Consider the following 25,345-nt stretch of genomic DNA (forward strand, 5'->3'; position numbering starts at 1 on the left):
CCTAACGGCCATCACGCTCGCACGGGCTTTCCTCAACGCACTGCCTCGCACAGCGCAGGTTGCCGCACCTCCGTGACACGCACTCCCGTCGCCGCCCGGCCGAAGCGGACGTAGAGCGCCGGCAAGACCAGCAGGGTGAGCAGGGTCGCGCTGACGAGGCCGCCGATGACCACCGTCGCCAGCGGCCGTTGCACCTCGGCGCCCGTCCCCGTCGCCAGGGCCATCGGCACGAAGCCGAGGGCGGCGACCAGCGCCGTCATCACCACGGGACGCAGCCTGGTCAGCGCCCCGTCCCGGACCGCCTCGGGGATGGCCATGCCCCCCGCAACCAGCGTCCGGATATGGTTGAGCAGCACCAGGCCGTTCAGCACCGCCACGCCCGACAGCGCGATGAACCCCACCGCCGCCGATACCGAGAACGGCATGTCGCGGACCCACAGGGCGGCCACGCCGCCGGTCAGGGCCATCGGCACGGCGCTGAACACGATGGACGCGTCGCGCGCGGAGCCGAGCGCCCCGAGCAGAAGGATGAAGATCAGCGCGAAGGCCGCCGGCACGACCACCATCAGGCGTTGCCGGGCGGCGGTCAGGTTCTCGAACTGACCGCCCCAGCGCACCTCGTAGCCGGCTGGCAGCCTCACCTCCGCGGCAATTCGCTCCTGCGCCTCCGCCACGAGCGAGCCGATGTCGCGACCGCGCACGTTCGCGGTCACCACCACGCGCCGCCGCCCGTTCTCGCGGCTGACCTGGTTCGGCCCCTCCGTGAAGGTGAAGGTCGCTAGTTGGCGGAGCGGCACGCTCATGCCCATCGCTCCCGGCGCGGTCGGCACGCCGGTACCCGACCGGGCCGGAGCCGCCTGCGCGGGCGGCAGCGGGACGGGGAGGTTCTTCAGGGCCTCGACGTCTCCTCGGACGTCGTCGGCGAGGCGAACCACGATGGCGAAGCGCCGGTCGCCCTCGAACACCAGCCCGGCATCCTTGCCGCCGACGGCCGTGCCGATGACGTCCTGCACGTCGGCCATGCTCAGGCCGCGCCGGGCGATCTCGCGCCGGTCGATCTTGATCTCAAGGAACGGCAGCCCGACCGCCTCCTCGACCTTCACGTCGGCGGCGCCCTCCAGGCTGCGCAGGATGCCGGCGATCTTACGGGCCCCCTCGACCATCGGACCGAACTCCTCGCCGAACACCTTCACGGCGAGGTCGTCGCGCACGCCGGCGATGAGCTCGTTGAAGCGCATCTGGATGGGCTGGGAAAAGCCGAGCAGCGTGCCGGGGATCAGCTTCGCCTCCGCCTCCATCCGTCCGATAAGCGCCTCTTTGCTCTCGTGCGGGTCGGGCCAGGCGCTCTGCGGCTTGAGGATGAGGTAGGCGTCGCAGGCGTTCGGCGGCATCGGGTCGGCGGCGATGTCGGGCGTGCCGCAGCGCGAGTAGACGAAGGCCACCTCCGGGAACTTGCTCATCGTCTCCTCGACGCCGAGCTGCATCGCCTGCGACTGCGTGATCGACGTCGATGGGATGCGGCGCGCCTCCATGACGATGTTCTTCTCGTCGAGCGTCGGCGTGAACTCCTGCCCTAGCCGCGTCGCCAGCGCTCCGGCGATCCCGAGAACGACCAGCGCACCGACGATGAAGGTTATCGGTGACCGGATGGCACCGCACAGTACCGGCCGGTAGGCCGCCTTCAGGACGCGGACCAAGGCGTTGTCGCCCTCGCTGACCCGCCCGGTGACGAAGGTCGCGATCATCGCCGGGACGAAGGTGAGCGACAGCACAAACGCCGCCACGAGCGCGATCAGGACCGTCAGCGCCATTGGCGTGAAGGTCTTGCCCTCCACGCCGGTGAAGGTCAGCAGGGGCACGTAGACCAGGATGATGATGGCCTGCCCGTAGACGCTCGGCTTGATCATCTCCTCGGCCGAGACCCGCACCGTCTCCAGCCTCTCGTCCAGGCCGAGCCGGCGTCCAAGCTCGTGTTGTCGCTCGGCGAGGTGCCGCAGGCTGTTCTCCGCGATAATGACCGCACCGTCGACGATGAGGCCGAAGTCGAGGGCGCCCAGGCTCATCAGGTTGGCGCTGATCCTCCCCGCCAGCATGCCGGTGGCCGTGAGCATCATCGTCACGGGGATGACCAGGGCGGTGATGACGGCTGCCCGTATGTTCCCCAGCGTGAGGAACAGCACCGCGATGACCAGCAGCGCGCCCTCGGCGAGGTTCCTGCCCACCGTCCGGATGGTCGCGTCGACGAGGTCGGTGCGGCTGAGGAGCGTCCGGGCCTGGATGCCGGGCGGCAGGAGCTTGTTGATCTCCCGGATCTTGGCGTCTGCGGCGGCCGAGACCGTGCGGCTGTTCTCGCCGATCAGCATCAGGGCCGTGCCCAGCACCACCTCGTGCCCGTTCTCGCTGGCCGAACCGGTCCGGAGCTCCTGTCCGATTCCGACCTCCGCGACGTCCTTCACTAGGATGGGCACCCCGGCCCGGGTCGCCACCACGATGTCCCGGATCTGGTCGACGTTCTCGATGAGGCCGCCGGCCCGGACGACGTAGCCCTCGCCGTTGCGTTCGACGTAGTTAGCCCCGCGCGTGGCGTTGTTCGCCTCGATGGCGCGGGTGACGTCAGCGAAGGACAGGCCGTAGCCCACGAGCTTCATCGGGTCCGGCCGGACCTGGTACTCCTTCACGAAGCCGCCGATGGCGTCGGCCCCGGCCACGCCCGGCACACTCTTCATCTGCGGCCGGATGATCCAATCCTGCACGGTCCGCAGGTAGACCGTGCGCTCGAAGTCGGACCTCAGCCGCTCGCCCTCGGGCGTCAGGTAGCTCCCGTCCGTCTGCCAGCCAGAACGGCCGTCCCTCACGGGCACGCCCTCGCCTGGGGGCAGATACTCCACCGACCACCAGTAGATCTCGCCGAGGCCGGTCGAGATCGGCCCGAGCTTCACCTCGACCCCGGGCGGAAGGGTGCCGCGCACCTCGGTCAGGCGCTCGTTGACCTGGGTCCTCGCGAAGTACACGTCGACCTTGTCGCTGAACACGGCCGTCAACTGGGCGAAGCCGTTGCGCGAGAAGGAGCGCATGCTTTCCAGCCCCGGCGTGCCGGCCAGCGCGCGTTCCAGCAGCACCGTGACCTGCTTCTCGATCTCGACCGGCGTCAGCGCCGGGGCGATGGCGTTGATCTGCACCTGGTTGTTGGTGACGTCGGGCACAGCGTCGATGGGCAAGCGCGCGAGCGACCACGCCCCGAAGGCGGTGGCGATGAGGGTCACCAGGATGACGGCGTAGCGGTTGGCGACGGAGAAGCCGAGGATGGAACGGATCATGGTTCAGTCCTCCGCCGCGGCCTTGCCGAGCTCGGACTTGAGCGTGAACGAGTTCGCTACGACCACCGCCTGGCCGGGATCGAGCCCCTCCGTCACCTCCACGTCGTCGTCGTCCGACCGCCCGAGCTTGACCGGGCGCGCCTCGAAGCCTTCGGCCACGCGCACGAAGACGTTGGGCTTGCCCTCCAGGGTCTGGATCGCCGAGGCCGGGACGAGGACGCGCACCGGCTTCTCGGAGATGACGATCTCCGCGGCGACGAACGAGCCCGGCCGCCACGTCTCGTCAGGGTTGGCCAGTTCCGCGACGACCCTGGCCGCGCGGGTGGCTTGGTCGAGGACGGGCACGATGAAGACGATCCGGCCCTTCGCGGCCTCCCCGGTCGCCTCGGCCCGGACGGTCACGGCCTGGCCCTCGCGCACGAGCGGCATGTCGCCGGGACTGACCGCGAGGTCGATCCAGACCTTCGACAGGTCGACGACCGAGTAGAGCTCGGTCTCCAGGTTGTCCCGTCCGACCGCGGCCCCGGGGTCGACGCGGCGCTCGACGATCTTGCCCGCGATGGGCGAGCGGATCTCCTGACGCTCGAACTGAGCCTCCGGCTGCTTCGGCAGGGCGTCGATCTCGGCTTGGCTGAGGCCCAGGAAGGTCAGCTTGCGCCGGGCGGCGTCCTCCTTGACCTTGAGGTCCTGGTAGCTGGCCTGCGAGCGCAGGTACTGCTGCTCGGACGAGATGCGCTTGTCCCAAAGCTCCTTGTCGCGCTCGTAGAGCGTCTTCTGCAGGGCGGCCGAGACCCGCGCCGCCAGGTACTCGCCCTTGGTCTCGGCGATCTCGCGGCTGTCGAGCAGCGCCACGACCTCGCCCTTCGCGACCGTGTCGCCGAGCCCCTTGCGCAGTTCGACGACCGTCCCGGTGGTCTTGACCGCGATGCGGGCGGTCAGGTTGGCGCTCGGGATGACGGTGCCCGGCACGTGCAGGTGGCGCGAGAGGCTGCCTCCGCCGACCGTGCCCGTCCGAATCCCCGCCTTGGCGATCTGGTCGTCCGTCAGCGCGACGAGGCCGGGCCTCTCCGGCTCGCCCTTGGCCGCCGGAAGAGGCTCTGGCTTGGCGGGAGCGTTCCCGCCCTTGGTGGGGGACAGCATCGCGCGGACGGCCTCGGGAGCCCCGGGCCACCAGGTCGCGATCAGGAAGCCGCCGGCGACGGCCAGCAGCACGGGTATGAGGCGTTTGAGCATGTCGATGCCATGGCGGCGTGCCGCGCACCTGCGCGGAGCCGTGGTTCGAGGAAAGGGCGAGGTGAGCGGCCTCAGGCCCTCGGTGGCTCGAACGGCCCCTCGGCAGCGCCGCCGAAGCGGCAGGCATCGTCCGCGCAGGTGAATGGTCGCGCCACCGAGGCCCGGCCGGCCGCGGGAGCCTCGGCCGCGGTCGGCATGACACCCTGCGCGTGCGATTGCGTGTGGTGGATCAACTCGTCGGCATCCTGGTGGTCGGTCGCATGATCCTGCACCGCCGTCGACGGCATGGCGTGCGCGACGGGACCCGTCGCCTCGTGCCGGCCATGGGCGAGCAGCGGCAGCACCGTCACCGCCGACAGCAGCAACGCCACGGCCATCGTCATGAGACGCCGCCCGAATGACACCCGATCCAATCTCCCCGTCGAGCCGTGGTCCGACCGACGCGTCAAATACCCTTCCCTTATCCTATCCAGGAGGATAGCATGTCAACATGGAACACGTGCACGCCTCCCACCCGGACATCGTCAAGCGCCTCAAGCGCGCACACGGCCACCTCGCCGGTGTCATCGCGATGATCGACGAGGGCCGGCCCTGCCTCGACCTCGCCCAGCAACTCCAAGCGGTCGAGAGCGCCATCGCCAACGCGAAGCGCACCCTGATCGAGGACCACATGGAGCACTGCATCGGCGACGGCGTCGCCGACGGCGGCAAAACGGCCAGGGCCGCGCTCGCCGAGTTCAAGGCGCTGGCGAAGTACCTGTGAGGGGTGCCCGATGCTGAGCGTCCTCGCAAACCGGACCTACCGCCACCTGTTCGCCGCGCAGGTCGTCGCCCTGATCGGCACCGGCCTGCTGACGGTCGCCCTCGGGCTCCTGGCCTATCGCCTCGCCAAGGCCGAGGCCGGTGCGGTGCTCGGCACGGCGCTGGCCATCAAGATGGTCGCCTACGTGCTGGTCGCGCCGGTGGCGAACGCCTTCACCGGGCAGTTGCCGCGCCGCGCCTTCCTGGTGACGACCGACCTTGTGAGGGCCGCCGTCGCCCTGATCCTGCCCTTCGTCGACCAGATCTGGCAGGTCTACGTCCTCGTCTTCGTGCTCCAGTCCTGCTCGGCCGCCTTCACCCCGACCTTCCAGGCAACCATTCCCGACATCCTGCCGGAGGAGCGCGACTACACCCGGGCGCTCTCCCTCTCGCGGCTGGCCTACGACCTGGAGAACCTGCTCAGCCCGGCGCTCGCCGCCATCCTTCTGACGGTGATCAACTTCCACTGGCTGTTCGGCGGCACGGTCGTCGGTTTCCTATGCTCGGCGGCGCTCGTCGTGTCTGTCGGCCTACCGAGCCCGAAGCCGACCGAGCGCCGCGGGATCTACGAACGGACCACCCGCGGCCTCCGCATCTACCTCGCGACGCCGCGCCTGCGGGGCCTCCTCGCCCTGAACCTCGCGGTGTCGGCGGCCGGCTCTATGGTCATCGTCAACACGGTCGTGATCGTGCAGGCCATCCTGCACCGGCCCCAGAACGACGTCGCGGTCGCGCTCGGCCTGTTCGGCGGTGGCTCGATGGTCGCGGCTCTTCTGCTGCCGCGGGTGCTCGACCGGCTGCCGGACCGGACCGTGATGCTGCCGGCGGCGGCCCTCCTCGGCGTCGTGCTGCTCGCCTTCGCCGCAACGACCTGGGGCGGCGTGATCGGCTGGCCGATGCTGCTCGCCACATGGCTGGTTCTCGGGATCGGTTACTCGGCCGCTCAGACCCCGACCGGGCGGCTCCTCCGGCGCTCGGCCACGACCGAGGACCGGCCCGCGGTGTTCGCGGCTCAGTTCGCCCTGTCGCACGTCGCCTGGCTCGTCACCTATCCGCTGGCGGGCTGGCTTGGAGCCGAGGCCGGCATGCCGGTCACGCTCGCGGTGCTGGGCGTGCTCACCCTAGCGGCCATCGCGGCGGCGGCCGTGCTGTGGCCCGCCTCGGACCCGGACGTCGTCGAGCATGCACACGCCGACCTCGGGCCAGACCATCCGCACCTGGACGGCGCCGCGGCACGGCGGCACGCCCACGCCTTCGTCATCGACGACCTGCACCAGCGCTGGCCGGCGCACCGCCCTGGATAAGGATGGCGAGGCGCCTGACCGCCCTGCTCCCGTTCGCATTTGGGTGGGGGCCGTCCGCTTATCCGACGAAGCGGCTCGGAAGCGGACCAGCCGGTCACGGCCATTTCCAGTCAATTGCCGAGCGTCTGCTTTTGTCGGACCTGCTCCCTAAACCGGAACAGCTGCAATCCACCCGATTTAGCCGTCCGATTATCGTTTGGAAGGTCCGCTGCGAAGCCGCGTATCTGACATGACAATAGCCCACCAAGGAATTCGCAAAATTTTCACATAAACGAGCCGGCCTAGTTTCTGTAGAAGCCGTGTGGAAGGTCGCTGCATAGCCAAAACAGCGTGCCGATTTCATTTTCAGGCAGTCAGTTGCCGTCGAGTATCAGATACCCGATGTGGTTCGCCGGTGCGCGCGGCCTCGGTCATTTTCTCGATGTTAATTGGTAAGATGAGACGATCAATAACGTCTTTAAGTTTGATCAAGGCCTGACCTTTGTAATAACGCTCCATTTCAGACCGTCTGGTCTTGCTCTCGTGGCCAATCACCTCCTCCACAAAGTTCGGCTGAGCACCTGCGTTTATGATGAGCGTGGTCGCCGAATGTCGAAATGAGTGGAACGTGACGTCAGCACGTACACCGTGGTACGATTTAAAGCGCTGAAACCACTTCCCGAAGGCGCTGCCGTATGGCGAGTTCTCTCCATCATTGAGAGTATCCGTCTTCTCGGCGCCAGCCTCACCCTCAGGGAGGAGCAATTCATTCTCTTCTCGTCCCTCCACCAATGCCTCAATCAACCCGAGACTCAGCAGATTCTGATGGAGAGGGACCCATCGGGCGCTTCCTCCGGCTTTCAGGTCAAGAGTCGGATCCTTGAGATTGAAATGCCAGATTCCTGTCTCCTTGTGTCGTACGACGTGTCGTACCCGGAGTTGGAATATTTCACCGCGTCGCATGCCGCTGTGGCAGCCGATGAGGATGCCCCAGTAGCGTTCGTCACGTAGGACGTGCGGACCCGGCTTCTTCCAGCTTCGGCGACTGCGAATTCCGAAAAACAAATCTGCATTCAGCACGGCCGCGAGTTCGTCACTGTTCCACGCCGGCCGCTCGTCCCGAGCGCTGTGATGCCGACCTCGGACGCGGCTCATGTTGATGTGCAGACCGTCGAAGATCGACGGCGTACCCTTGGGAACGACTTCGTTGACCTGAGCCCATGGCCAGATGCCCGACAAGGCCGCAAGGTGCCGGTTGAAGGTCTGAGGCTTCAGGCGATCGATGTCCGCCTTACCGTTGCAATGCTCGATCAGGCCGCGGATGCCGCTTCGGCGCTGAATGTCACGCCACTCAACGCACTTGTCGTATTTCCCAGGAAGGCTGAGCAGAGCACGCCTGAACTCTGCGGCATCGGCGGGTCCATAGGCCTCGAGCGGCTTGTCGCCACATATCTCGACGAAAAGACGCCCTGTCGACTGGGCTTGGCGAGCAATAGCCTCTTTCCATTCGTTGTGTCTGACGCGATCGTCGCTATAGGCGGTCCAAATCTCGCTGAACAATCTCTCAGATTGATGCGCCATCTTTTTCGTTGGCGCATCGGACCGAGTGGGCGGGTTAGGAACAATCGGACGATGGGCGACCGCGTGCAGGGGGTGATGAGGCCTGACGACGTCGCGCAGATAGGCCAGTTTCTGCTCAGCGATCGTGATTTCGGCGTCGAGTAGCGCGCGGCAGAGCGCGTATTCCTGAGTGGGGGTGTCGAGGTCGATCTCGTTGCGTAAGGCGAGTTCCTGTGCCGCGCTGCGAACGGATGTGAATTTGTTGAGTGACCGGTCGCGCTTTAGGCCGTCCAGTCGGCACTGATAGAGGAACTCCCATTCGGCCGGATCATTGAGGGTCCCCCTCGGACAGTCTCCGACGAAATCGCTGCCATCGGCTATTCCGTCTTCAAGCATCGCGCTGTCGACACCAGGAAGGTCGTCGATCTTGGGGTAGTGCCCGATAGCCGTTATGAGGCCTTCGTGCTTCAGAGATTCGGAGTCTAAGTACTGCTCCGCGAGCCGGGCGATATCGGCGCGCGTGAGCGATCGGTTGAAACGGACGAGGGTGAACAAGGTCTCTGTCCCATCCCACAAGCGTTGCGCCATCCGTCGGGCCTCGCCCGGCGTGGCTTGGCCGAGCGAGCGCAGGATCTCGCGCTGACCGAACCTCTGACGCAGGTCATGGGGGATGATACGGCGAAAAAAGACCGTTTGTCGGCGACGGCGGAGGTGGGTGCGGGGCAAGGCAGGAATCCCTGCCGTCCAGACAAGTGGACCTCCCGAGTGGACCTGGACGGAGCGGTCGGCCCGGGCGGGTCCGAAAACAGCCGGAGAATCAACGGTCGGCTGAGAATCTTGAGACTTTGGCTGGGGCGCCAGGATTCGAACCTGGGAATGGCGGTACCAAAAACCGCTGCCTTACCGCTTGGCGACGCCCCAACGCGCGGCTGGCGCTTCCATAGCCGGGCGGGGCGGTGCTGGCAACCGGGGCGTTGCGGTTCGCGGCGCGTGCGGCGGTTGGAGGGGCTTTCGGGCTCGTGTATGCCGGGAGCCGCGGACGGCTCCGGGGGGCGCGGCGAACCGAAGAGGCGCACCCGTCAAGGAGCCACAGCCATCAAGAGCCGCAACCATCGACGACAGGGGGAGGAGAGGCCGATGAGCACGCAGAAGGTCGCACTGGTGACCGGGGCCGGGTCGGGGGTCGGCCGCGCGGTGGCGCTGGCGCTCGCGGAGGCGGGGTACGACGTGGCGTTGTCCGGCCGGCGCCCCGAGCCGCTGCAGGCGGTCGCCGCTGCGATCGAGGCCAAGGGCCGGCGGGCGCTCGCGCAGCCGACCGATATCGGCGACGAGGCCTCGGTGGCCGAGCTGTTCCGGCGCCTCGAGGAGACGTTCGGTCGCCTCGACGTCCTGTTCAACAATGCCGGCATCGGCGCGCCGCCGGTGGAGCTCGACGAGCTGCCCGTCGCGACCTGGAAGGCCGTGGTCGACACCAACCTCACCGGCGCCTTCCTGTGCACCCAGGGCGCGTTTCGGCTGATGAAGAAGCAGCAGCCGCGCGGCGGGCGCATCATCAACAACGGCTCGATCTCGGCCCACGTGCCGCGGCCGTTCTCGGCACCCTACACCGCCACCAAGCACGCCATCACGGGCCTCACCCGCTCGACCTCGCTCGACGGGCGCGCCCACGACATCGCCTGCGGCCAGGTCGATATCGGCAACGCCGCCACCGACATGACCGTACGCATGCAAGCCGGCGTGCCCCAGCCCGACGGCTCGACCCGGCCCGAGCCGACCATGGACGCCAAGCACGTCGCCGACGCGGTGGTCTACATGGCGAGCCTCCCCCTCGACGCCAACGTGCAGTTCATGACCGTCATGGCGACCAAGATGCCGTTCATCGGCCGCGGCTGAGAGGCGTCCCTCTGGCCCTCCGGCGCCGGCTCGGGGTAGAGAGGCGGCGCGGGCGCTGACGCGGTGCCCGCGCCTCCCCATATCGGGGCCATCTCCTCACCGACGACCGGGGCCCCTGGCGGACCCGCGACAGAGTCCTGGGTCCGGGCTAAAAACATTCCCATGCTGATGCAGACAGACGCCCCGCGCGCTCCCGCCGATCCGGTCGCCCGGCGCCGCACCTTCGCGATCATCTCGCACCCGGATGCCGGCAAGACCACGCTGACCGAGAAGCTCCTGCTGTTCGGCGGCGCGATCCAGCTCGCCGGCGAGGTCAAGGCCAAGCGCAACCGCGTCTCGACCCGCTCGGACTGGATGGGCATCGAGAAGGAGCGCGGCATCTCGGTCGTCACCTCGGTGATGACCTTCGAGTACGGCGACTGCGTCTTCAACCTGCTCGACACGCCCGGCCACGAGGACTTCTCGGAGGACACCTACCGGACGCTGACGGCGGTCGATTCCGCGGTGATGGTGATCGACGCGGCCAAGGGCATCGAGGCGCGCACCCGCAAGCTGTTCGAGGTCTGCCGCCTGCGCGACATCCCGATCGTCACCTTCGTCAACAAGCTCGACCGGGAATCGCGCGATCCCTTCGACCTCCTCGACGAGATCGAGAAGACGCTCGCCCTCGACGTCGCGCCGGTGACCTGGCCGATCGGGCGCGGCCGGAGCTTCGCCGGCACCTACGACCTCCTGCGCCGCCGGGTGCGCCGGCTCGACGCGGCGGACGATGCCGGCACGGTGCCGGTCTCCGGGATCGACGACCCGCTCTTCGACACCCTGCTGCCGGAGGCCGGCGACGCCGCGACCTGGCGCGAGGAGGCGGAGTTGGCGGAGGGCGGCTGCAAGCCGTTCGACCTCGAAGCCTTCCGCGAGGGCCACCTGACCCCGGTATTCTTCGGCAGTGCGCTCCGCAATTTCGGCGTGCGCGACCTGATCGACGGGCTCGCCGAGGTGGCGCCGCCGCCGCGGGGCCAGGATGCCGACATCCGCGCCGTCTCGCCGACCGAGCCGAAGATGACCGGCTTCGTGTTCAAGATCCAGGCGAACATGGACCCGAACCACCGGGACCGCATCGCCTTCATGCGGGTCTGCTCCGGCAAGCTCAGCCGCGGCATGAAGGCGCGGCTGGTGCGCACCGGCAAGCCGATCTCGCTCTCGGCGCCGCAATTCTTCTTCGCCCAGGACCGGGCCATCGCCGACGAGGCCTATGCGGGCGACGTGGTCGGCATCCCCAATCACGGCACCCTGCGCATCGGCGACACCCTCACGGAGGGCGAGGAGCTGGTCTTCCGCGGCGTCCCGAGCTTCGCCCCGGAGATCCTGCGCCGGATCAAGCTCACCGACGCGATGAAGGCCAAGAAGCTGCGCGAGGCCCTGCAGCAGATGGCCGAGGAGGGGGTGGTGCAGCTCTTCCTGCCGCAGGACGGCTCGGGCGCGATCGTCGGCGTGGTCGGCGCGCTGCAGCTCGACGTGCTGAAGGAGCGGCTCCAGGCCGAGTACGGCCTGCCGATCGACTACGAGCCGACCCGCTTCACCATCTGCCGCTGGATCGAGTCGGAGGAGCAGGCCGAGCTCGACAAGTTCATCGGCTCGCACGGCTCGTCGATGGCAAGCGACCTCGACGGTGCGCCGGTCTTCATGGCGACCACCGGCTTCTCGCTGCGCTACGAGGAGGAGCGGGCGCCCGCGATCCGCTTCACCGACGTCAAGGACTACCAGAAGCGGCGGGAGTGAGGGGCCATCCGGCGCCCGCCCCGAAAACCCTTACGGGGCGGCGCCCGGTCCCTTAGACCTTCCCGAGCAGCGGGAAGTCGACGTTGAGGCTCGAGATCGGTCCCACCGGCGTCTCGCGCTTGCGCGGCCGGCCGTTGAGCACCTGCTTCAGCTTCGTCTTCAGCAGCGACAGGTCGAACGGCTTGAGGATGAAGGCGTCGGCCCCGGCGAGGTGGGCCACGTTGATGTCCTCGAAGCTGAACGACGTCTCGGTGAGGATGAACGGCATGTTCATCAGCATGTCGTCGGCCCGGATCTCGCGCAGGAGCTGGATCCCGTCCATCGGCTCCATCTCGAGGTCGGAGATCACCAGGCCGTAGCGCTTCGTGCGCAGCTGCTCGAGCGCCTGCGGCCCGTCGGTCACGCCTTCGACCTCCGGGAAGCCGAGGCGGTTCATCAGCTCTGTCACCAGGCGGACGAGTTTGACCTGGTCGTCGACGATCAGGATCGGGGGTGCTTCGCTCATCGGAACCAGCCAGCGGGTTGAGTTTCACGACGGATCACCGGGGGCTCCCGGCGGTTCCTAGACGAACAGGTGGTCGATGCCCTGCTTGGCCATGGTGTCGGCCTGGAGGGCCTGGGCGAGGGCGTGGATCGTGCTCGCCTTCGGGGTGCCGCGCTGGAGCATCGGCGCCAGGTTGGCCTTCTGGAACAGCCCATCATTGGCCGGCGTGCGCAGGACATACGCGAACGACGTCACGAATTCGCGCTTGGCGATCTCGCGCCACTCGACGATGTGCACGTCGCGGTGGCGGATGTCGCCGCTGATCCGCTGGAACGTCTCCTGCACCGACATCCGCTCCCCTTCGAGGATCTGGATGAAGTAGCCCTGATCGACGATCAGGATGCTGGTGATGACCGAGAACTCGTTCTTCTTCTGCGCATGTCGGGCGATGTCGTTGACCTGGCGCGCGCGTTCCCGCGGCTCGGCGGAGAGCTGAGCGCGCGAGAAGTAGATCAGGTGTATGAGGCTGCTTCGCTTGCTCGTGCGCATATCCCTGATTCCACCGCCGTCCAGAAGGGCAGCTAAGGCCAAGAGGTTCAACACCGCGTAAACATGGCCGCTCGCATCCCGCGGCAGATTTTGCCGCAGGGACCCGGATCCGCCCGGCGGGTTTTGCCGCTCAGGCTCTCGGGCCTTCAATGAAATCAAGAACTTAGCCGTGGCACACGGCTTGCGGATCATCCCCCGAGTGATCCAGACGGGATGTGGAGCCCTGGGGAAGATGGACGTTTTCAGCGCGCTGCAGACCTCGGTCTCGGGCCTCAAGGCCCAGGCCTTCAGCCTCGAGAACATTTCGGGGAATATCGCGAACTCGCAGACCGTCGGCTACAAGCGAATCGACACCGACTTCGTCGACATGCTCACCGAGCAGCCGCCGAGCCGCCAGACCGCCGGCTCGGTCGCGGCCTATTCGCAGCTGACCAACAGCCTCCAGGGCAACGTGGCGGCGACCGGCATCCCCACCAACATGGCGCTGAGCGGGGACGGCTTCTTCACGGTGCAGACCAAGGGGAGCGACGCGGCCGGCGCGCCGGTCTTCTCGGGCACCAGCCTCTATACCCGCCGCGGCGACTTCTCGGTCGACCGGGACGGCTACCTCGTCAACGGCGCCGGCGCCTACCTCACCGGCCAGGGCCTCGACGCCGTGACCGGTCAGTCGACCGGCACCGGGCCGATCAAGATCTCCGGCACCTCCCTGCCGGCCAAGCCGACGACGAGCATCGCCTACGCGGCGAACCTGCCGAGCAGCCCGAGCACCACCTCGGGCTCGGCGCTCCTGGGCACGCTGCCGGGCGGCGATGCGAGGGTGCTCGCCGGCACCGCGACGACGCCCCCGGCGGTGGCGGCCTCCGACGCGACCGCCTTCGTCAATTCCAGTCTCGCGGGCGGCGAGCTCACGGCCTATTCGGGCACCGGCACCCCGGTGAGCGTGCAGTTGCGCTGGGCCAAGGTCGCGGAAGCCGACGCGAAGGCGGGCACCAGCGACACCTGGAACCTGTACTACGCCAACCAGACCGGGAGCGGCACCAATGCGGGAACCTGGCAGAATGTCGGCACCGCCTTCACCTTCAACGGCAGCGGCCAGCTCACCGCGCCCGCCGGCACCAGCCTCAGCCTCCCCAACCTGACGGTGAACGGGACGAATCTCGGGGCGGTGGCGCTGAACTTCGGCACCGGCGGCCTGACCCAGTACGGCTCCGCGTCCGGCCAGATCACCACCAACACCCTGCAGCAGAACGGCTACTCCGCCGGCACGCTCAACTCCCTGGCGGTGACGAGCGACGGGAAGATCACCGGCACCTATTCCAACGGCAACAGCGTGGCCCTGGCGCAGGTCGGAGTGGCGCGGTTCAGCGCCCCCAACGCCCTCAAGGCGGTCTCGGGCGGCAACTACGCCAAGACGGTGGAATCCGGCGAGCCGCTGACCGGGCTGTCCGGCACCACGATCGTCGGCGGCAATGTCGAGCAGTCGAACACCGACACGGCCGGCGAGTTCTCGAAGCTGATCGTCACCCAGCAGGCCTACTCGGCCAATACCCGGGTGATGTCGACCGCCCAGCAGATGATGTCCGATCTCATCAACGTCATCCGCTAGAGGATTGCCCGGTCGTTCGGCGGTCGGGCAATTCGCCAAAGAATGGGCCTTGCTAGTTTTTCTGCAAGGAACCATTAGGCACTTTGTTGAATACTGCAAAAGGCGGATATCGCAAAGTGTGAGCGTCGATGTCGTGGCAAAAGGCTGCGACAGGACATCCATCCCGTGGACGACGCGTCGGCGTGCCGATGCGGGTCCGCAACGCGGCGGGTCCTCGTGCTCCGCCGCCCCGGGCCCGTTCGGCTGCAAAAGGCGGCCCGACCGGTTCCGGCCCGCCCGCGAGATGCCGGCACGCGCAAGCCAGCCCCAAAGGGGCGCGGCGGCCCGGCCCGGCTCTCACCCCTTCACCCGGATCCGACCGATGTCCCTCAACGCCCTCAACACCTCGACCGCCGGACTGCAGGTGACGCAGGCGGCGATCGGCCTCGTGTCGCAGAACGTCGCCAATGCGGGCACCGCCGGCTACGTCAAGCGCGTGCTCAACCCGGTCTCGACGCTCGGCAATTCCGGTGTCGCGACGGGCACGATCAGCCGGACCCTCGACGCGGTGTCGCTCAAGCAATTGCGGCTCGAGACCGCGGGGGCGTCCTATACCGGTCTCTCCGCCAAGGTGCAGGGCCAGCTCGACGCCCTCTACGGCACGCCGGGGAGCAGCGCCGCCCTCGACGGGGTGGTGAACAGCTTCACGCAGTCGCTCCAGGCGCTGACGACCGATCCGACCTCGGCCGCCTCGCGGGCGAGCGCGGTGAGCTCCGCGCGGACGGTCGCCACCACCGTCGCCGGCATCGCCCAAGGGGTGCAGGACCTGCGCACCGGCCTCGAATCGCAGCTCGGCGGCGACGTCGCCGCGGCGAGCGCGCTCCTGTCGCAGATCGCCGGCCTCAACGGCAAGATCGCCGGCGCCTCGAAGAGCGAGACCGGCACGGCCGATCTCCTCGACCAGCGCGACCAGGCGATCAACACGCTCTCGCACTATCTCGACGTGCAGGTGAGCGACCAGCGCGACGGCTCGGTCACCCTGCTCACCGCCTCGGGCGCCACGCTGGTCGACCACATGGCCGCGGCGACCCTCGCCTTCGACGGCCGCGGCACCTTGAGCCCCGAGGCCCAGTATTCGGCCGATCCGAGCACCCGCGGCGTCGGCACCGTGACGGCGACGACCCCGGCCGGCGCCAGGATCGACCTCCTCGCCACCGGGGCGATCCGCTCCGGCTCGATCGCCGCCGCGGTGTCGTTGCGCGACGACACCCTGGTCCAGGCGCAGCGCCAGCTCGACGACCTCGCCGCCGGCCTGTCGCGGGCGCTGAGCGACCGCCCGGCCACCGGCACGGCGGCCTCCGCCGACGGGCTCACCGGCTTCGACATCGACCTCACCGGGCTCCAGGCCGGCAACGCCGTGACGCTCGGCGTGCGCAACGCCGCGGGAGTGAGCCGCAACCTGATCCTGATGCCGACGAACGGGGCGGCGCCCGATCCCATCGATCCCGCCCTCACCGACGATCCGACCGCCCTCGTCGTGCCGGTCGACATCTCGGGCGGGCCCTCGACCTTCGCGGCGAAGATCGGCGCGGTGCTCGGCACCGGCTTCACCGTCACGGGCACGCCCGGCGGCGCCGCGGGCTCGGTGCGGATCCTGTCGGACCCGGCCGGCCTCGCGCTGACCGGCGCCAGCGCCTCCGTCACCGTGCCGACGAGCGCCACCGACACGAAGACCGGCCGCGGCCAGCTCGCGCTGTTCGTCGATGCCGGTGCCCGGAACGGCGTGTTCACCGGCTCGTTCGAGGGCGGGTCGCACCTGACCGGCTTCGCCCAGCGCCTCGCCGTCAACCCGGCGGTCACCGCCGACGCCTCCACCCTGGTGGATTACGCTGACGCCACCGCCTCGGGCGACACCGCGCGGCCGCAATACCTCACCGACGCGCTGACCAGCCGCACCCTGACCTTCTCGGCGGCGAGCGGCATCGGCGGCGTCAGCGCCCCGCGCTCCGCCACGGTGGTCGGCTTCGCCCAGTCGGTCATCGACGCGCGCGGCGCGGCCAGCGCCGAGGCGCAGCAGCTCGACGAGGGCCAGCAGATCGCCCTGTCCTCGGCCCAGAGCCGCTTCGCCAAGGACTCCGGCGTCAGCGTGGACGAGGAGATGTCCCGGCTGATCCAGCTCCAGACGGCCTACAGCGCCAATGCCCGGGTGCTGACGGCCGCCCGCGACATGCTCGACACGCTTCTCAGGATCTAAGAGGAAAGCCCGCGATGACGATCGCTCCCTTCGCGGCCGGCACCGCCGCCGCCGACCTCAACACCCAGCGCCTCGTCGCCATGAAGACGACGCTCGGCACGCTCTCGAACCAGATCGGCAGCGGCCGGACCGCCGAGACCTATGGCGGCCTCGGCAGCGGGCGCACCCAGAGCCTGTCGGCGCATGCCCAGATCAGCGCCCTCGACAGCTACATCGCGGCGGCCGGCACCGGCGCGACCCGGGTGGGGCTGGCCTCGGCCAGCGTGCAGCAGATCGCCACGTTGGGCTCCACGGCCTGGAGCAGCCTCGTCAGCGCCCGCAGCGGCACCGGCACCGTCGCCCGCTCGATGCTGCAGCAGGATGCGGCGGGCAGCCTCGGCGGCGCCCTCGACGCCCTCAACCAGAGCACCGGCGGCCAGTACATCCTGGGCGGCCGGGTCACCGACCGGGCACCGGTGGAGAGCGCCGCCCGGATCCTCGACGGCGATCCGGCGGAAGGCCTCGACGGCGTGCGCACGGTGATGGCCGAGCGCCAGGCCGCCGATCTCGGCGCCGGCTCGCCGAAGACCGGGCGGCTCGACCTCTCGGGCGCGGGCCCGAGCGTCAGCCTATCGGAGAGCCAGTCGCCCGGCGTGCGGACGAATTTCGGCTTCACCCTCAAGAGCGCCGTCAGCTCGAACCCGGCCGGCCTCGCGGTCGCGGTCCAGCCGGGGGCCCCTGCCACCGCCACCCTGTCCTTCGCCAGCCAGCCGAAGGATGGCGACATCGTGCGGGTCAGCGTCCAGAACCCGGACGGCAGCCAGAGCTTCGTCGACCTCACCGCCCGGGCGGCGGGCCAGGGCGGGGACGGGACCTTCGCGATCGGGGCCGACGCGGCGGCGAGCGCCCGGAACCTCACCGCTTCGCTCGCGGGCAAGACCGTCACCGGCGTCCAGAGCGCAAATCCGCCGGGCGCGACGGCGGTTCTCTCGGGCGGCACCCCGGCTTCCGCGACCGTGACGGTCGGGGCGGGGCTCCAGGCCGGCGACAGCGTGCAGATCACGGTGGGACTTCGCGACGGCACCAGCAAGGTCCTGAGCCTGAAGGCCGCCGCGGACGGCACGACGGCCGGTACGTTCGCGATCGGCGCGAGCCCGGCCGACACCGCCGCCAACCTCCGGGCGGCGCTGGCCACCGCGCTCGACACCACCGCCAGGACCGACCTCGCGGCGAGTTCGGCCACGCGGGCGGTGAGCGACTTCTTCGCCGGCTCGTCCTCGCCGGGCCTGAGCCCGCGCCGGGTCGCCACGGATGCGGCCGGCAACGCCACCGGCTACGTCGCCGATCCGAGCGGCCGCACCCTGATCTGGTACAAGGGCGACGACACCTCCGCCGATCCGCGGCAGACCGCGACCGTACCGGTCTCCGCCGACCGCTCGGTGGCGATCGGCGTCCAGGCCAACGAAGGGGCCTTCCGCGGCACGCTGAGCGGCCTCGCGGTCCTCGCCACCACGCCGTTCGAGACGACCGACACCGACGGCACCCGCTTCGAGGCCTACGCGACCCGGGTGCAGACCCTGCTCAAGCCCGCCGACGGCCAGCCCTCGGTGCAGGGCATCGCCTCGGAGCTGAGTCTCGCCTCGGCCCAGATCACCACCCAGAAGAGCCAGAACACCGCCACCAAGGCCGTGCTGCAGAAGACCGTGGACGGCGTCGAATCGGTCTCGACCGAGGAGGCGGCGGCCAAGCTCCTGACCTTGCAGACGCAGTTGCAGGCGAGCTACCAGGCGACGTCGATGCTCTCGAAGCTGTCGCTGACGAGCTATCTGTAAGGATCTTCCGCGGGATCGGTGGTCCTCGTCGTCGTACGGAGTCCCGCTTCGCAACGACGGACTGACGCGGGGCGACCGGTTCTGAAGGGTGGCAGCAGAGACGCCCCCCAGATCCAAAGGACTATAATACCATCGCGCTTTCGCATCGACACGTCGACGCGAAAGCGTCCGGCGCATCGGCGCCCATTCGGGCTTAGCCAGCGCCTTCGAACGAGTCCGTTCGAAGGCGCGGCGGTATAATATCCGATCTGACCGCGATGACTGGCTTTGCCTCTCTCCGTCATTCCGGGTAACCGCCTTTCGGCGAGTCCCGGGATGACGGAGAGAGGCTGTCGACCTGTGTGCCGCGTCGATCGACGCAAGTGATCGGGCCGGCCGTCAGTGAACCAGGAGGCGCATCGCGGCGATGAGAATGCTGGCGAAGGCTGCGAGCGTCCCGCCGAGCTTGACCCCCATGCGCTGCTCGAGGAGCATCATCTCCGATCGAATCGCAGCGAACTCGTTCCTGGTGTCCGTCTGGGACGCCGAGGCGTCCGTCCGAAGGGCGGCGAACGCCATCTTCAGATCGGTCCGGAGCACGGTGATCTCCGATCGAACGGAGACGAATCCGGCTGCCGTCTCTGGTTTCGCCGGAGCGTTGTCCTGAACGGCCGAGGAAATCGCCGCCGCCAGACCCTCCGCCTGCTCGGGCGCGAAGGCGGCATTCTCCCGCAGGTCGCGGGCGAGCTTCAGGATGTCGAAGGCGAATATCGGCGAATGCGCCTCCTGCCGCAGAGGAGAGGCTGCCGCCGGAGAAAGGAGAAGCCAGCCTTGGCGCGGCAGGTCCCGCATCCGGTCAGACGGCCTCCGGCGATGAGGCCACTCCTTCCCCGACCTCGCCTCGCACCCGCGCCAGCACCAGATCCGTGAAGATCCGCGGATGCGGCATCTCCGGCGCCGGCTGGCGCACCAGGGTCATCGGCGCCACCGGGGCCGGACCGCGGATCTCGCGGTAGCGCACGCCCTCGGTGGCCAGCCGCGCCATCGAGCGCGGCACGATGGCGAGCGCGATGCCGGTCGCCACGAGGTTGACCACCGAGGCGAGCTGCGGCGCGTTCTGGGCGATGTGGGGCGAGAACCCGGCCGCCGCGCAGGCCGCCATGATGCCGTCGTAGAGTGCCCGGCCGTTGCGGCGCGGATAGACGATGAAGCCCTCGTTCGAGAGATCGGACAGGCCCAGCGCGCCGGTCTCGGCGGCCAGCCGGTGGGTGGCCGGCAGCGCCACCACCATCGGCTCGTCGAACAGGTGACGGGCCCAGAGGTCGTCGACCTCGCCCTCGCCCGGGCGCATGAAGGCGACGTCGACCCGGCCGGCCCGGAAGGCGGCGAGCAGGCTCGCGGTCGTCTCCTCCACGAGCTCGATCTGCACGTCCGGATAGGCGCTGCGGTAGTCGCGGATCGCTCCGGTCACCACGGGATGGAACGAGGCCGAGGAGGTGAAGCCGATGCGGATCTGGCCGACATCGCCGGTGGCGATGCGCCGGGCCCGGGTCTTGGCCGCATCGACCGCCGCGAGCACCGCCCGAGCATCGTCCGCGAAGGCGCGGCCGGGCTCGGTCAGCGCCACCCCGCGCGACAGGCGCTGGAGCAGGGCGGTGCCGACCTCGTTCTCGAGGCTCTTGATCTGGTGGCTGAGCGCCGGCTGCGCGATGTTCAGCCGCTCCGCCGCCCGGGTGATGCTGAGATCGTCGGCCACCGCGACGAAGTAGCGAAGATGGCGAAGCTCCATCGCGCCGGTTCCCCCCTGATCCCCGGTTCCCGCCGGTGCTGCCGGATTCCTGTCCGTCAGCCCTACGATAGACGAGGTTCGGGGGGACCGCATGGGGCGCGATGGGAGGGGCTTATCCGCGCGGCACGGTGTCCCGCACCGAGGGACGGTCCTGGTGTGCGTCGCGGAAGGCCGCGACCTCAGGGCAGAGGCTGCGCCAGTCGTGGTCGGGGAAGCGGAACACCAGGTAGTCGAGGGCTGTGATCGCGGCGATCGCCGGCAGGCCGAACGACGTCCGGTGCTCCGCGAACGCCGCATCGAGGCGCCGCAACCCCTCGTGCATCGTACGGAAGCGCTTCCTGCCGACGAGGCCGGCGTCGAAATCCGGCGCCGACTTGCGGCCGATGATGACCGCCACCGCGGCGTCGAACACCCCGATCGCGAGTCCGGCGGCCGAGAGCGCAGTGGGCCCGCCGGCGAGCACGGACGGCGTCGTGCCGATCGCGTCGAGATAGGTGAGGATCAAGAGCGCTTCCGTCAGCCGCGCGCCGTCGTCGGTGACGAGGGTCGGCACGCGGCCGGCCGGGTTGGCGTCGAGGAAGGCCGGGTCGTCGGCCCAGGCATCGACGAAGGTGGTGTCGACACCCTCGTTCAGGCCCTTCTCGATGAGCGCCATGCGGACGATGCGCACGAAGGGCGAGGTCGGGTTGGCGTAGAGCTTCATCGCGGGGGCTCCGGTCAGCCGGCGGTGGTCAGGGGGCAGCCGCTCTTGTCGGCGGGGGTGAACAGCTTGTCCCCGGGGATCGTCTCGATGACGCGGTAGAGATCGGCCTTGCTCGTCGAGTCCTTCGGGCTCTTCACCTCGACGAGCATCATGTCCATCACCACCCGGCCGTTCGCCTGGATGCGCGGGCTGCCGTAGAAGCCGTCGTCGATCGGCAGTTCCTTCATCGCCCTGTTGACGGCGCCGGCCTCGTCGGTGCCGGCCTTCTCGACGGCCCGGAGGTAGTGCCGCACCGACGAATAGGCGGCGGCATGGCCCATGGTCGGCACCACGTTGCCGTTGCGGGCCATCAGGCGCTTGGCCCAGGCGCGGCTGGCCTCGTTGGCGTCCCAGTAGAAGTTCACCGCCATGCGGATGCCCTGCGCCGCGTCGAGGCCGAGCGCCACCGTGTTGTTGGTGAAGACCAGCATCGCCACCACCTTCGAGGTGATGCCGAATTCCCGCGCCTGCTTGATGGTGTTGACGAGGTCCGGCCCGGCATTGGCGAGCCCGATCACGTCGGCGCCGGAGGACTGGGCCTGGATCAGCTGCGAGGAGAGGTCGGTGGCCCCGAGCGGATGGCGGATCTCGCCGACCACCTTGCCGCCGGCGGCCTTCACGGCCTTGCCGGCATCCGCCGCGAGGCCGTGGCCGAACACGTAATCGGCGGTGATGAAGGTCCAGGTTTTGCCGCCGCTCTGCACCACGGCGCCCGCCACCGCGTTGGCGAGCTCGCCCGTCGAGGGCACCCATTGGGTGCCGTAGGGCGAGCAGCCGGGGCCGGAGAATTGCGAGGCGTAGCCGCCGGTCACCATCGTGGTGATCTTGCGCTCCTTGGCATAGGCCTGCACGCCGAGGCCCACCGAGCTGGCGCCGCCGAGCACGAAGGCGGTGACGCCGCGCTGGTCGACGAGCTGGCGGGCGAGGCCCGAGCCGATATCCGGCTTGTTCTGGTGGTCGACGCCGATCACCTCGATCGGCCGGCCCAGCACCTTGCCGCCGAAATCCTCCGCCGCCATCGTGGCGGCGAGCACCATGTTCGGCCCGCCATTGCCGGAATACATCCCCGACAGGTCCTCGATCACGCCGATGCGGAGCGGCGTCTCGGCGGCGAGGGCGGGTGCGGTCAGCGCCGTGGCGAGCAGGCCGGCGACGGCGAGGCGTCGCGTCGGGGACGTGGCGGACATGGGCGTTTCCTCGACAATGGCATCGGTCTTCTGGCGCCCGTCGCGGGACGTCGGAGCGATGCTTGATGATGGCCGGTTTATCGCGCCCCGGGGCAGTCGCCGTCCAATAGTTTGCACATCGCCCCGCCATCGTTTCCCGGTATGGCAGGGCGTGACCTTGTGTCGTGATCTTGGGGTGCGACGCGCCGTCATCGTCGCCGCCTATGGCTGGCGCCCGATCTTTGTATTGGACGGGATGCCCGCCGGCGGGCGACACCCCGGCACGATCGCGAGGGCCCGCAACCAAGCGCCCCGCTTCCCGAGGAGACGCCCGCATGATCACCAGCTTCTACATGCCGACCCGGATCGTCTCAGGCGCCGGCGCGCTCGCCACGATCGGCACGCTCGCCCGCGACCTCCGGATGACGCGGGTGCTGGTCGTGTCCGATCCGGTCATCTCGGCGCAGGGGTTCCACGCCGACGCGCTGGCGGCCCTGGGCGAGGCCGGGATCGCGGTCTCGCGCTTCGACGAGTGCGGGATCGACGCGCGCTGCTCGCATATCGACGACCAGGGCGGGCGGGTGCGCCGGGACGGCATCGACGGAATCGTGTGCATCGGCGGCGGCTCGGTGATGTGCACCGGCAAGGGTATCGCCATCGTGGCGACGAACCACAAGCCGATGGCGGAGTGCACCGGCGTCGGGCAGTTCGACCGCAAGGCGCTGCCGATGATCATGGTGCCGACCACCGCGGGCTCCGGGTCCGAGGTCTCGCAATGGACCATCGTCAAGGACGAGGTGCGCCACCTCAAGCTCCTCGGCGGCGGTCCCTTGAGCTTCCCCGACGCGGCGATCCTCGACCCCGTCACCTTGCGCTCGCTGCCGATGCACGTCGCGGCGCTGCCGGCGGTCGACGCGCTGACCCACGGCGTCGAGGCTTACCTGAGCGGCATCGCCTCGCCCCTCACCGACGCGGTGGCGCTCGCCGCCGTGCGGCTCCAGGCCGCCTCCTTGCGGGCCTCGATCAATGCCGACGACGACCGCGCCCGGGAGGACAACCTGGTCGCCTCCTGCATGGCCAACATCGCCTGCGGCAACGCCCGGCTCGGTCACGGTCACGCCCTCTCGCTGCCGCTCGAGGGCCATCTCGACCTGGCCCATCCCTACGGCGTCGGGGTGCTGCTGCCGCACGTCATCGCCTTCAACCTCGCGGTGCTGCCCGCCAAGGTGCGCCCGCTCGCCGAGGCGCTGGAGGTCGAGACGGCCGGCCTGTCGCGCCAGGAGATGATCGCGGCTTGCGCCGAGGCCGTTCGGGCGCTCTACGCCGATATCGGCTTCCCCGAGCGCTTCACCCCGGAGCAACTGCCCCGCGACCGGGTGCGGGAGATGGCCTTGCGCGCCGTGCCGGGCCTCTATGCCGGCATCGCCGCGAAGGACTTCGACCCGGCGAGCGCCCATGACCGCACGATCATCGCGAGCCCGGCGGCGCGCAAGATGACGGTGAGGCAGGCGGAGGAGATTTTTGAGCGGTGCGTGGGGTGAACGTCCGGTTCACCGGACAGATTTGAAATCCTCTGCGTCGTCCCGGGTTCCCGCCCCTCGGCGAGGCCCGGGATGATGCCGGCAGATGTCGGCCTGTGTGCCGGATCGACGGACATGACCGGTCAAACCGGCTCTCAGCACCAGGTCGCGGGTCGGACCTGTGCCGCGGTCGAGCCTGCGAACGTCCGCCGCGGGCGTGTCCCCCATGCCCTGGCGCAACCCGCGCCCGCCATGCTTCTCTCCACGCCGAACGGGAGGGCGGGCTCATGCGCACGACATCGGTGATCCTGGCGGCCGCCGCCCTCTGCGCGGCCCTGCCGGCCCGGGCGCTCGACCTGCGCGACCTGCCCATCGCCAAGGCGCCCGAGGCCTGCCCGCAGGAGGGCCCCGGCTTCACCCGCCTCACTCCCGGCGGCCCGTGCCTGCGGATCAGCGGCCGGGTGCGGGCCGAGGCCGGCACGCCGGTGCCGGCCCGGCCGGGGCTCACGCTCGACGGGGCGGGCCGGGGCGTCGTCGGCGCCTCCGGCCGGGTCGCGATCGATACCCGGACGGAGACCGAGTTCGGTCCGGCCCGGGCCTTCATCCGCCTCGGCACCGGCCGCTAAGCGACATTCCGCCGGCCGCGGACGACCGGTGCCGAAGCGGTCGCCGGTCCGGCGATCGAAATGAGGCGAAAACAAGAAGCGAAACAGAGTTGCACGGGGCAACTCTGCTTCGCCCCTACAGGCTGCGCGACAGAACCAGGGGCGGGCTGCGGCGACGGCCGTAGGGGGAGGGGGCCGGGCCGCTGCCGTAGCCTTTGGGCTCGGCGCTGCGGGTGAGTTCCGTCGAGAGGTTGCGCAGCAGGCTCTCCGAGACCGCCCGGGCGGTGGCCAGCACCGCCTGGTTGGCCGCGACCGCTTCGGAGAAGCGGCCATGCGCCTCGCGGAGCGCCGCGAGGCCGTCCGGCGCGAAGCGGGCGAGCGCCACGGCGTTGGCCTTCACCGTCTGGAGGCTCTGGAGATAGGCGCCGGCGAGCGCCGTCTTCTGCGGCGCTTCGGCCAGGCCCTCGGCGAGGCGCCCGACCCGGATATGGTCGCTCTCGCGCCCGAGCAGGGTTTCGAGCGCCCGCATGGTGGTCAGCGTCTCGGCGACCAGGCGCTCGGCGGCCGCGGCGTCGGCGACCGGGGCGGGACGGGCGGCCTCAGCCATGGGCGCCCCCCTGCAGCCGCAGCATCTCGCGCATCACCTGGTCGCCGATGCCGACGCCGCCGCTCTGCACGATCGACTGGGCGTATTCCTTGTTGAGCATCGAGCGGTAGACGCCGCCGCCGGTGCCGTTCTCGCCGAGGGGCCCGTCGGTGCCCTGCGAGCGGTTGAGCACGTCGAGGCTCTGCTCCAGGAACATCGACTCGAAGTCCTGGGCGGTCTTCTTCATCTTGGCGGTGTTGCCCGCCGGCGACGTCGCGGTGCCGGTGAGGGCCGACAGGCCGGAGGAGGCGGCCCCGGCGAGGGCCTGGCCGACCGCCAGTCCGGCGGAGGCCGCGAGGGGAGCGAGCGGAAGCATCGGCGTTCAAACCTCGGGTTCGGAAGGAGGAAGGGC

21 protein-coding genes and 1 tRNA gene are annotated in these 25,345 nt (G+C 69.4%); 9 read left to right on the top strand and 13 right to left on the bottom strand.

The features are described 5' to 3' along the window. Positions 1-32: 32 nt before the first annotated feature. The 3 genes from DA075_RS17400 to DA075_RS17410 form a co-directional block, all read right to left on the bottom strand. Complete coding sequence (locus DA075_RS17400; protein ID WP_024830178.1) at positions 33-3,317, bottom strand: efflux RND transporter permease subunit; 3,285 nt, start codon at positions 3,315-3,317, stop codon at positions 33-35. A gap of 3 nt (positions 3,318-3,320) precedes the next feature. Further along, positions 3,321-4,550: an efflux RND transporter periplasmic adaptor subunit gene (locus DA075_RS17405; RefSeq protein ID WP_024830177.1), complete on the bottom strand. Its 1,230-nt coding sequence runs from the start codon at positions 4,548-4,550 to the stop codon at positions 3,321-3,323. Between the two features lie 71 nt (positions 4,551-4,621). Then, entirely contained in the window at positions 4,622-4,933 is a 312-nt protein-coding gene (locus DA075_RS17410; protein ID WP_024830176.1) for a hypothetical protein, read from the bottom strand. Between the two features lie 107 nt (positions 4,934-5,040). Here DA075_RS17410 and DA075_RS17415 point away from each other — a divergent pair, with 107 nt between their 5' ends. Both DA075_RS17415 and DA075_RS17420 read left to right on the top strand, forming a co-directional pair. Beyond that, a complete protein-coding gene (locus DA075_RS17415; RefSeq protein WP_024830175.1) occupies positions 5,041-5,313 on the top strand; it encodes a metal-sensing transcriptional repressor in 273 nt (90 codons plus the stop codon). Positions 5,314-5,323: 10 nt separating this feature from the next. Then, positions 5,324-6,655 (top strand): MFS transporter, encoded by a 1,332-nt coding sequence (locus tag DA075_RS17420; protein ID WP_024830174.1) that lies wholly within the window; start codon positions 5,324-5,326, stop codon positions 6,653-6,655. A gap of 345 nt (positions 6,656-7,000) precedes the next feature. Here the strand turns inward: DA075_RS17420 and DA075_RS17425 are convergent, their stop codons facing one another. Together DA075_RS17425 and DA075_RS17430 are read right to left on the bottom strand one after the other, a co-directional pair. Then, entirely contained in the window at positions 7,001-8,920 is a 1,920-nt protein-coding gene (locus tag DA075_RS17425; RefSeq protein WP_123834326.1) for a DUF6538 domain-containing protein, read from the bottom strand. Between the two features lie 120 nt (positions 8,921-9,040). After that, positions 9,041-9,115, bottom strand: a tRNA-Gln gene (locus tag DA075_RS17430). A gap of 216 nt (positions 9,116-9,331) precedes the next feature. Between DA075_RS17430 and DA075_RS17435 the strand changes: the two genes are divergently transcribed. Together DA075_RS17435 and DA075_RS17440 are read left to right on the top strand one after the other, a co-directional pair. Further along, positions 9,332-10,087, top strand: coding sequence for an SDR family oxidoreductase (locus DA075_RS17435; RefSeq protein ID WP_164712371.1), 756 nt, complete (start codon positions 9,332-9,334; stop codon positions 10,085-10,087). 162 nt (positions 10,088-10,249) lie between these two features. Continuing rightward, a complete protein-coding gene (locus DA075_RS17440) occupies positions 10,250-11,863 on the top strand; it encodes a peptide chain release factor 3 (protein WP_099954287.1) in 1,614 nt (537 codons plus the stop codon). A gap of 52 nt (positions 11,864-11,915) precedes the next feature. Here the strand turns inward: DA075_RS17440 and DA075_RS17445 are convergent, their stop codons facing one another. Next, a complete protein-coding gene (locus DA075_RS17445; protein WP_099954288.1) occupies positions 11,916-12,368 on the bottom strand; it encodes a response regulator in 453 nt (150 codons plus the stop codon). Positions 12,369-12,425: 57 nt separating this feature from the next. Beyond that, positions 12,426-12,896 (bottom strand): BLUF domain-containing protein, encoded by a 471-nt coding sequence (locus tag DA075_RS17450; RefSeq protein ID WP_099954289.1) that lies wholly within the window; start codon positions 12,894-12,896, stop codon positions 12,426-12,428. A gap of 232 nt (positions 12,897-13,128) precedes the next feature. Between DA075_RS17450 and DA075_RS17455 the strand changes: the two genes are divergently transcribed. From DA075_RS17455 to DA075_RS17465, 3 genes are all read left to right on the top strand, one after another. Then, a complete protein-coding gene (locus tag DA075_RS17455) occupies positions 13,129-14,502 on the top strand; it encodes a flagellar hook protein FlgE (RefSeq protein WP_099954290.1) in 1,374 nt (457 codons plus the stop codon). Positions 14,503-14,863: 361 nt separating this feature from the next. After that, positions 14,864-16,735 carry a flagellar hook-associated protein FlgK gene (gene flgK, locus DA075_RS17460; protein WP_099954291.1) on the top strand — a complete coding sequence of 624 codons (1,872 nt, stop codon included), beginning with the start codon at positions 14,864-14,866 and terminating at the stop codon, positions 16,733-16,735. Between the two features lie 14 nt (positions 16,736-16,749). After that, positions 16,750-18,546 (top strand): hypothetical protein, encoded by a 1,797-nt coding sequence (locus tag DA075_RS17465; RefSeq protein WP_099954292.1) that lies wholly within the window; start codon positions 16,750-16,752, stop codon positions 18,544-18,546. A 378-nt stretch (positions 18,547-18,924) separates the two neighbouring features. On the opposite strand, the gene DA075_RS17470 is transcribed toward DA075_RS17465, so the two are convergent. From DA075_RS17470 to DA075_RS17485, 4 genes are all read right to left on the bottom strand, one after another. Beyond that, the gene (locus DA075_RS17470) at positions 18,925-19,377 is read right to left on the bottom strand and encodes a CCDC90 family protein (RefSeq protein WP_099954293.1); all 453 of its coding nucleotides are present in this window, start codon (positions 19,375-19,377) and stop codon (positions 18,925-18,927) included. A 4-nt stretch (positions 19,378-19,381) separates the two neighbouring features. Further along, on the bottom strand, positions 19,382-20,314 hold the full coding sequence (locus DA075_RS17475) for a LysR substrate-binding domain-containing protein (protein WP_099954294.1): 933 nt from the start codon (positions 20,312-20,314) through the stop codon (positions 19,382-19,384). A gap of 112 nt (positions 20,315-20,426) precedes the next feature. Continuing rightward, the gene (locus tag DA075_RS17480) at positions 20,427-21,017 is read right to left on the bottom strand and encodes a glutathione S-transferase family protein (protein WP_099954295.1); all 591 of its coding nucleotides are present in this window, start codon (positions 21,015-21,017) and stop codon (positions 20,427-20,429) included. 14 nt (positions 21,018-21,031) lie between these two features. Beyond that, a complete protein-coding gene (locus DA075_RS17485) occupies positions 21,032-22,243 on the bottom strand; it encodes an ABC transporter substrate-binding protein (RefSeq protein ID WP_099954296.1) in 1,212 nt (403 codons plus the stop codon). 314 nt (positions 22,244-22,557) lie between these two features. Here DA075_RS17485 and DA075_RS17490 point away from each other — a divergent pair, with 314 nt between their 5' ends. Both DA075_RS17490 and DA075_RS17495 read left to right on the top strand, forming a co-directional pair. Continuing rightward, positions 22,558-23,763, top strand: a complete 1,206-nt coding sequence (locus tag DA075_RS17490; RefSeq protein ID WP_099954297.1) for an iron-containing alcohol dehydrogenase — start codon at positions 22,558-22,560, stop codon at positions 23,761-23,763. A gap of 266 nt (positions 23,764-24,029) precedes the next feature. Beyond that, positions 24,030-24,368, top strand: coding sequence for a porin (locus DA075_RS17495; RefSeq protein ID WP_099954298.1), 339 nt, complete (start codon positions 24,030-24,032; stop codon positions 24,366-24,368). Between the two features lie 115 nt (positions 24,369-24,483). Here DA075_RS17495 and DA075_RS17500 read toward each other — a convergent pair whose 3' ends face one another. Then, the gene (locus DA075_RS17500) at positions 24,484-24,954 is read right to left on the bottom strand and encodes a hypothetical protein (RefSeq protein WP_099954299.1); all 471 of its coding nucleotides are present in this window, start codon (positions 24,952-24,954) and stop codon (positions 24,484-24,486) included. Beyond that, positions 24,947-25,309 carry a rod-binding protein gene (locus tag DA075_RS17505; protein ID WP_099954300.1) on the bottom strand — a complete coding sequence of 121 codons (363 nt, stop codon included), beginning with the start codon at positions 25,307-25,309 and terminating at the stop codon, positions 24,947-24,949. The genes DA075_RS17500 and DA075_RS17505 overlap by 8 nt, the downstream gene beginning before the upstream one ends. Positions 25,310-25,345 lie beyond the last annotated feature (36 nt).

It is taken from the genome of Methylobacterium currus, from assembly GCF_003058325.1.
GTDB classification, from domain to species: domain Bacteria; phylum Pseudomonadota; class Alphaproteobacteria; order Rhizobiales; family Beijerinckiaceae; genus Methylobacterium; species Methylobacterium currus.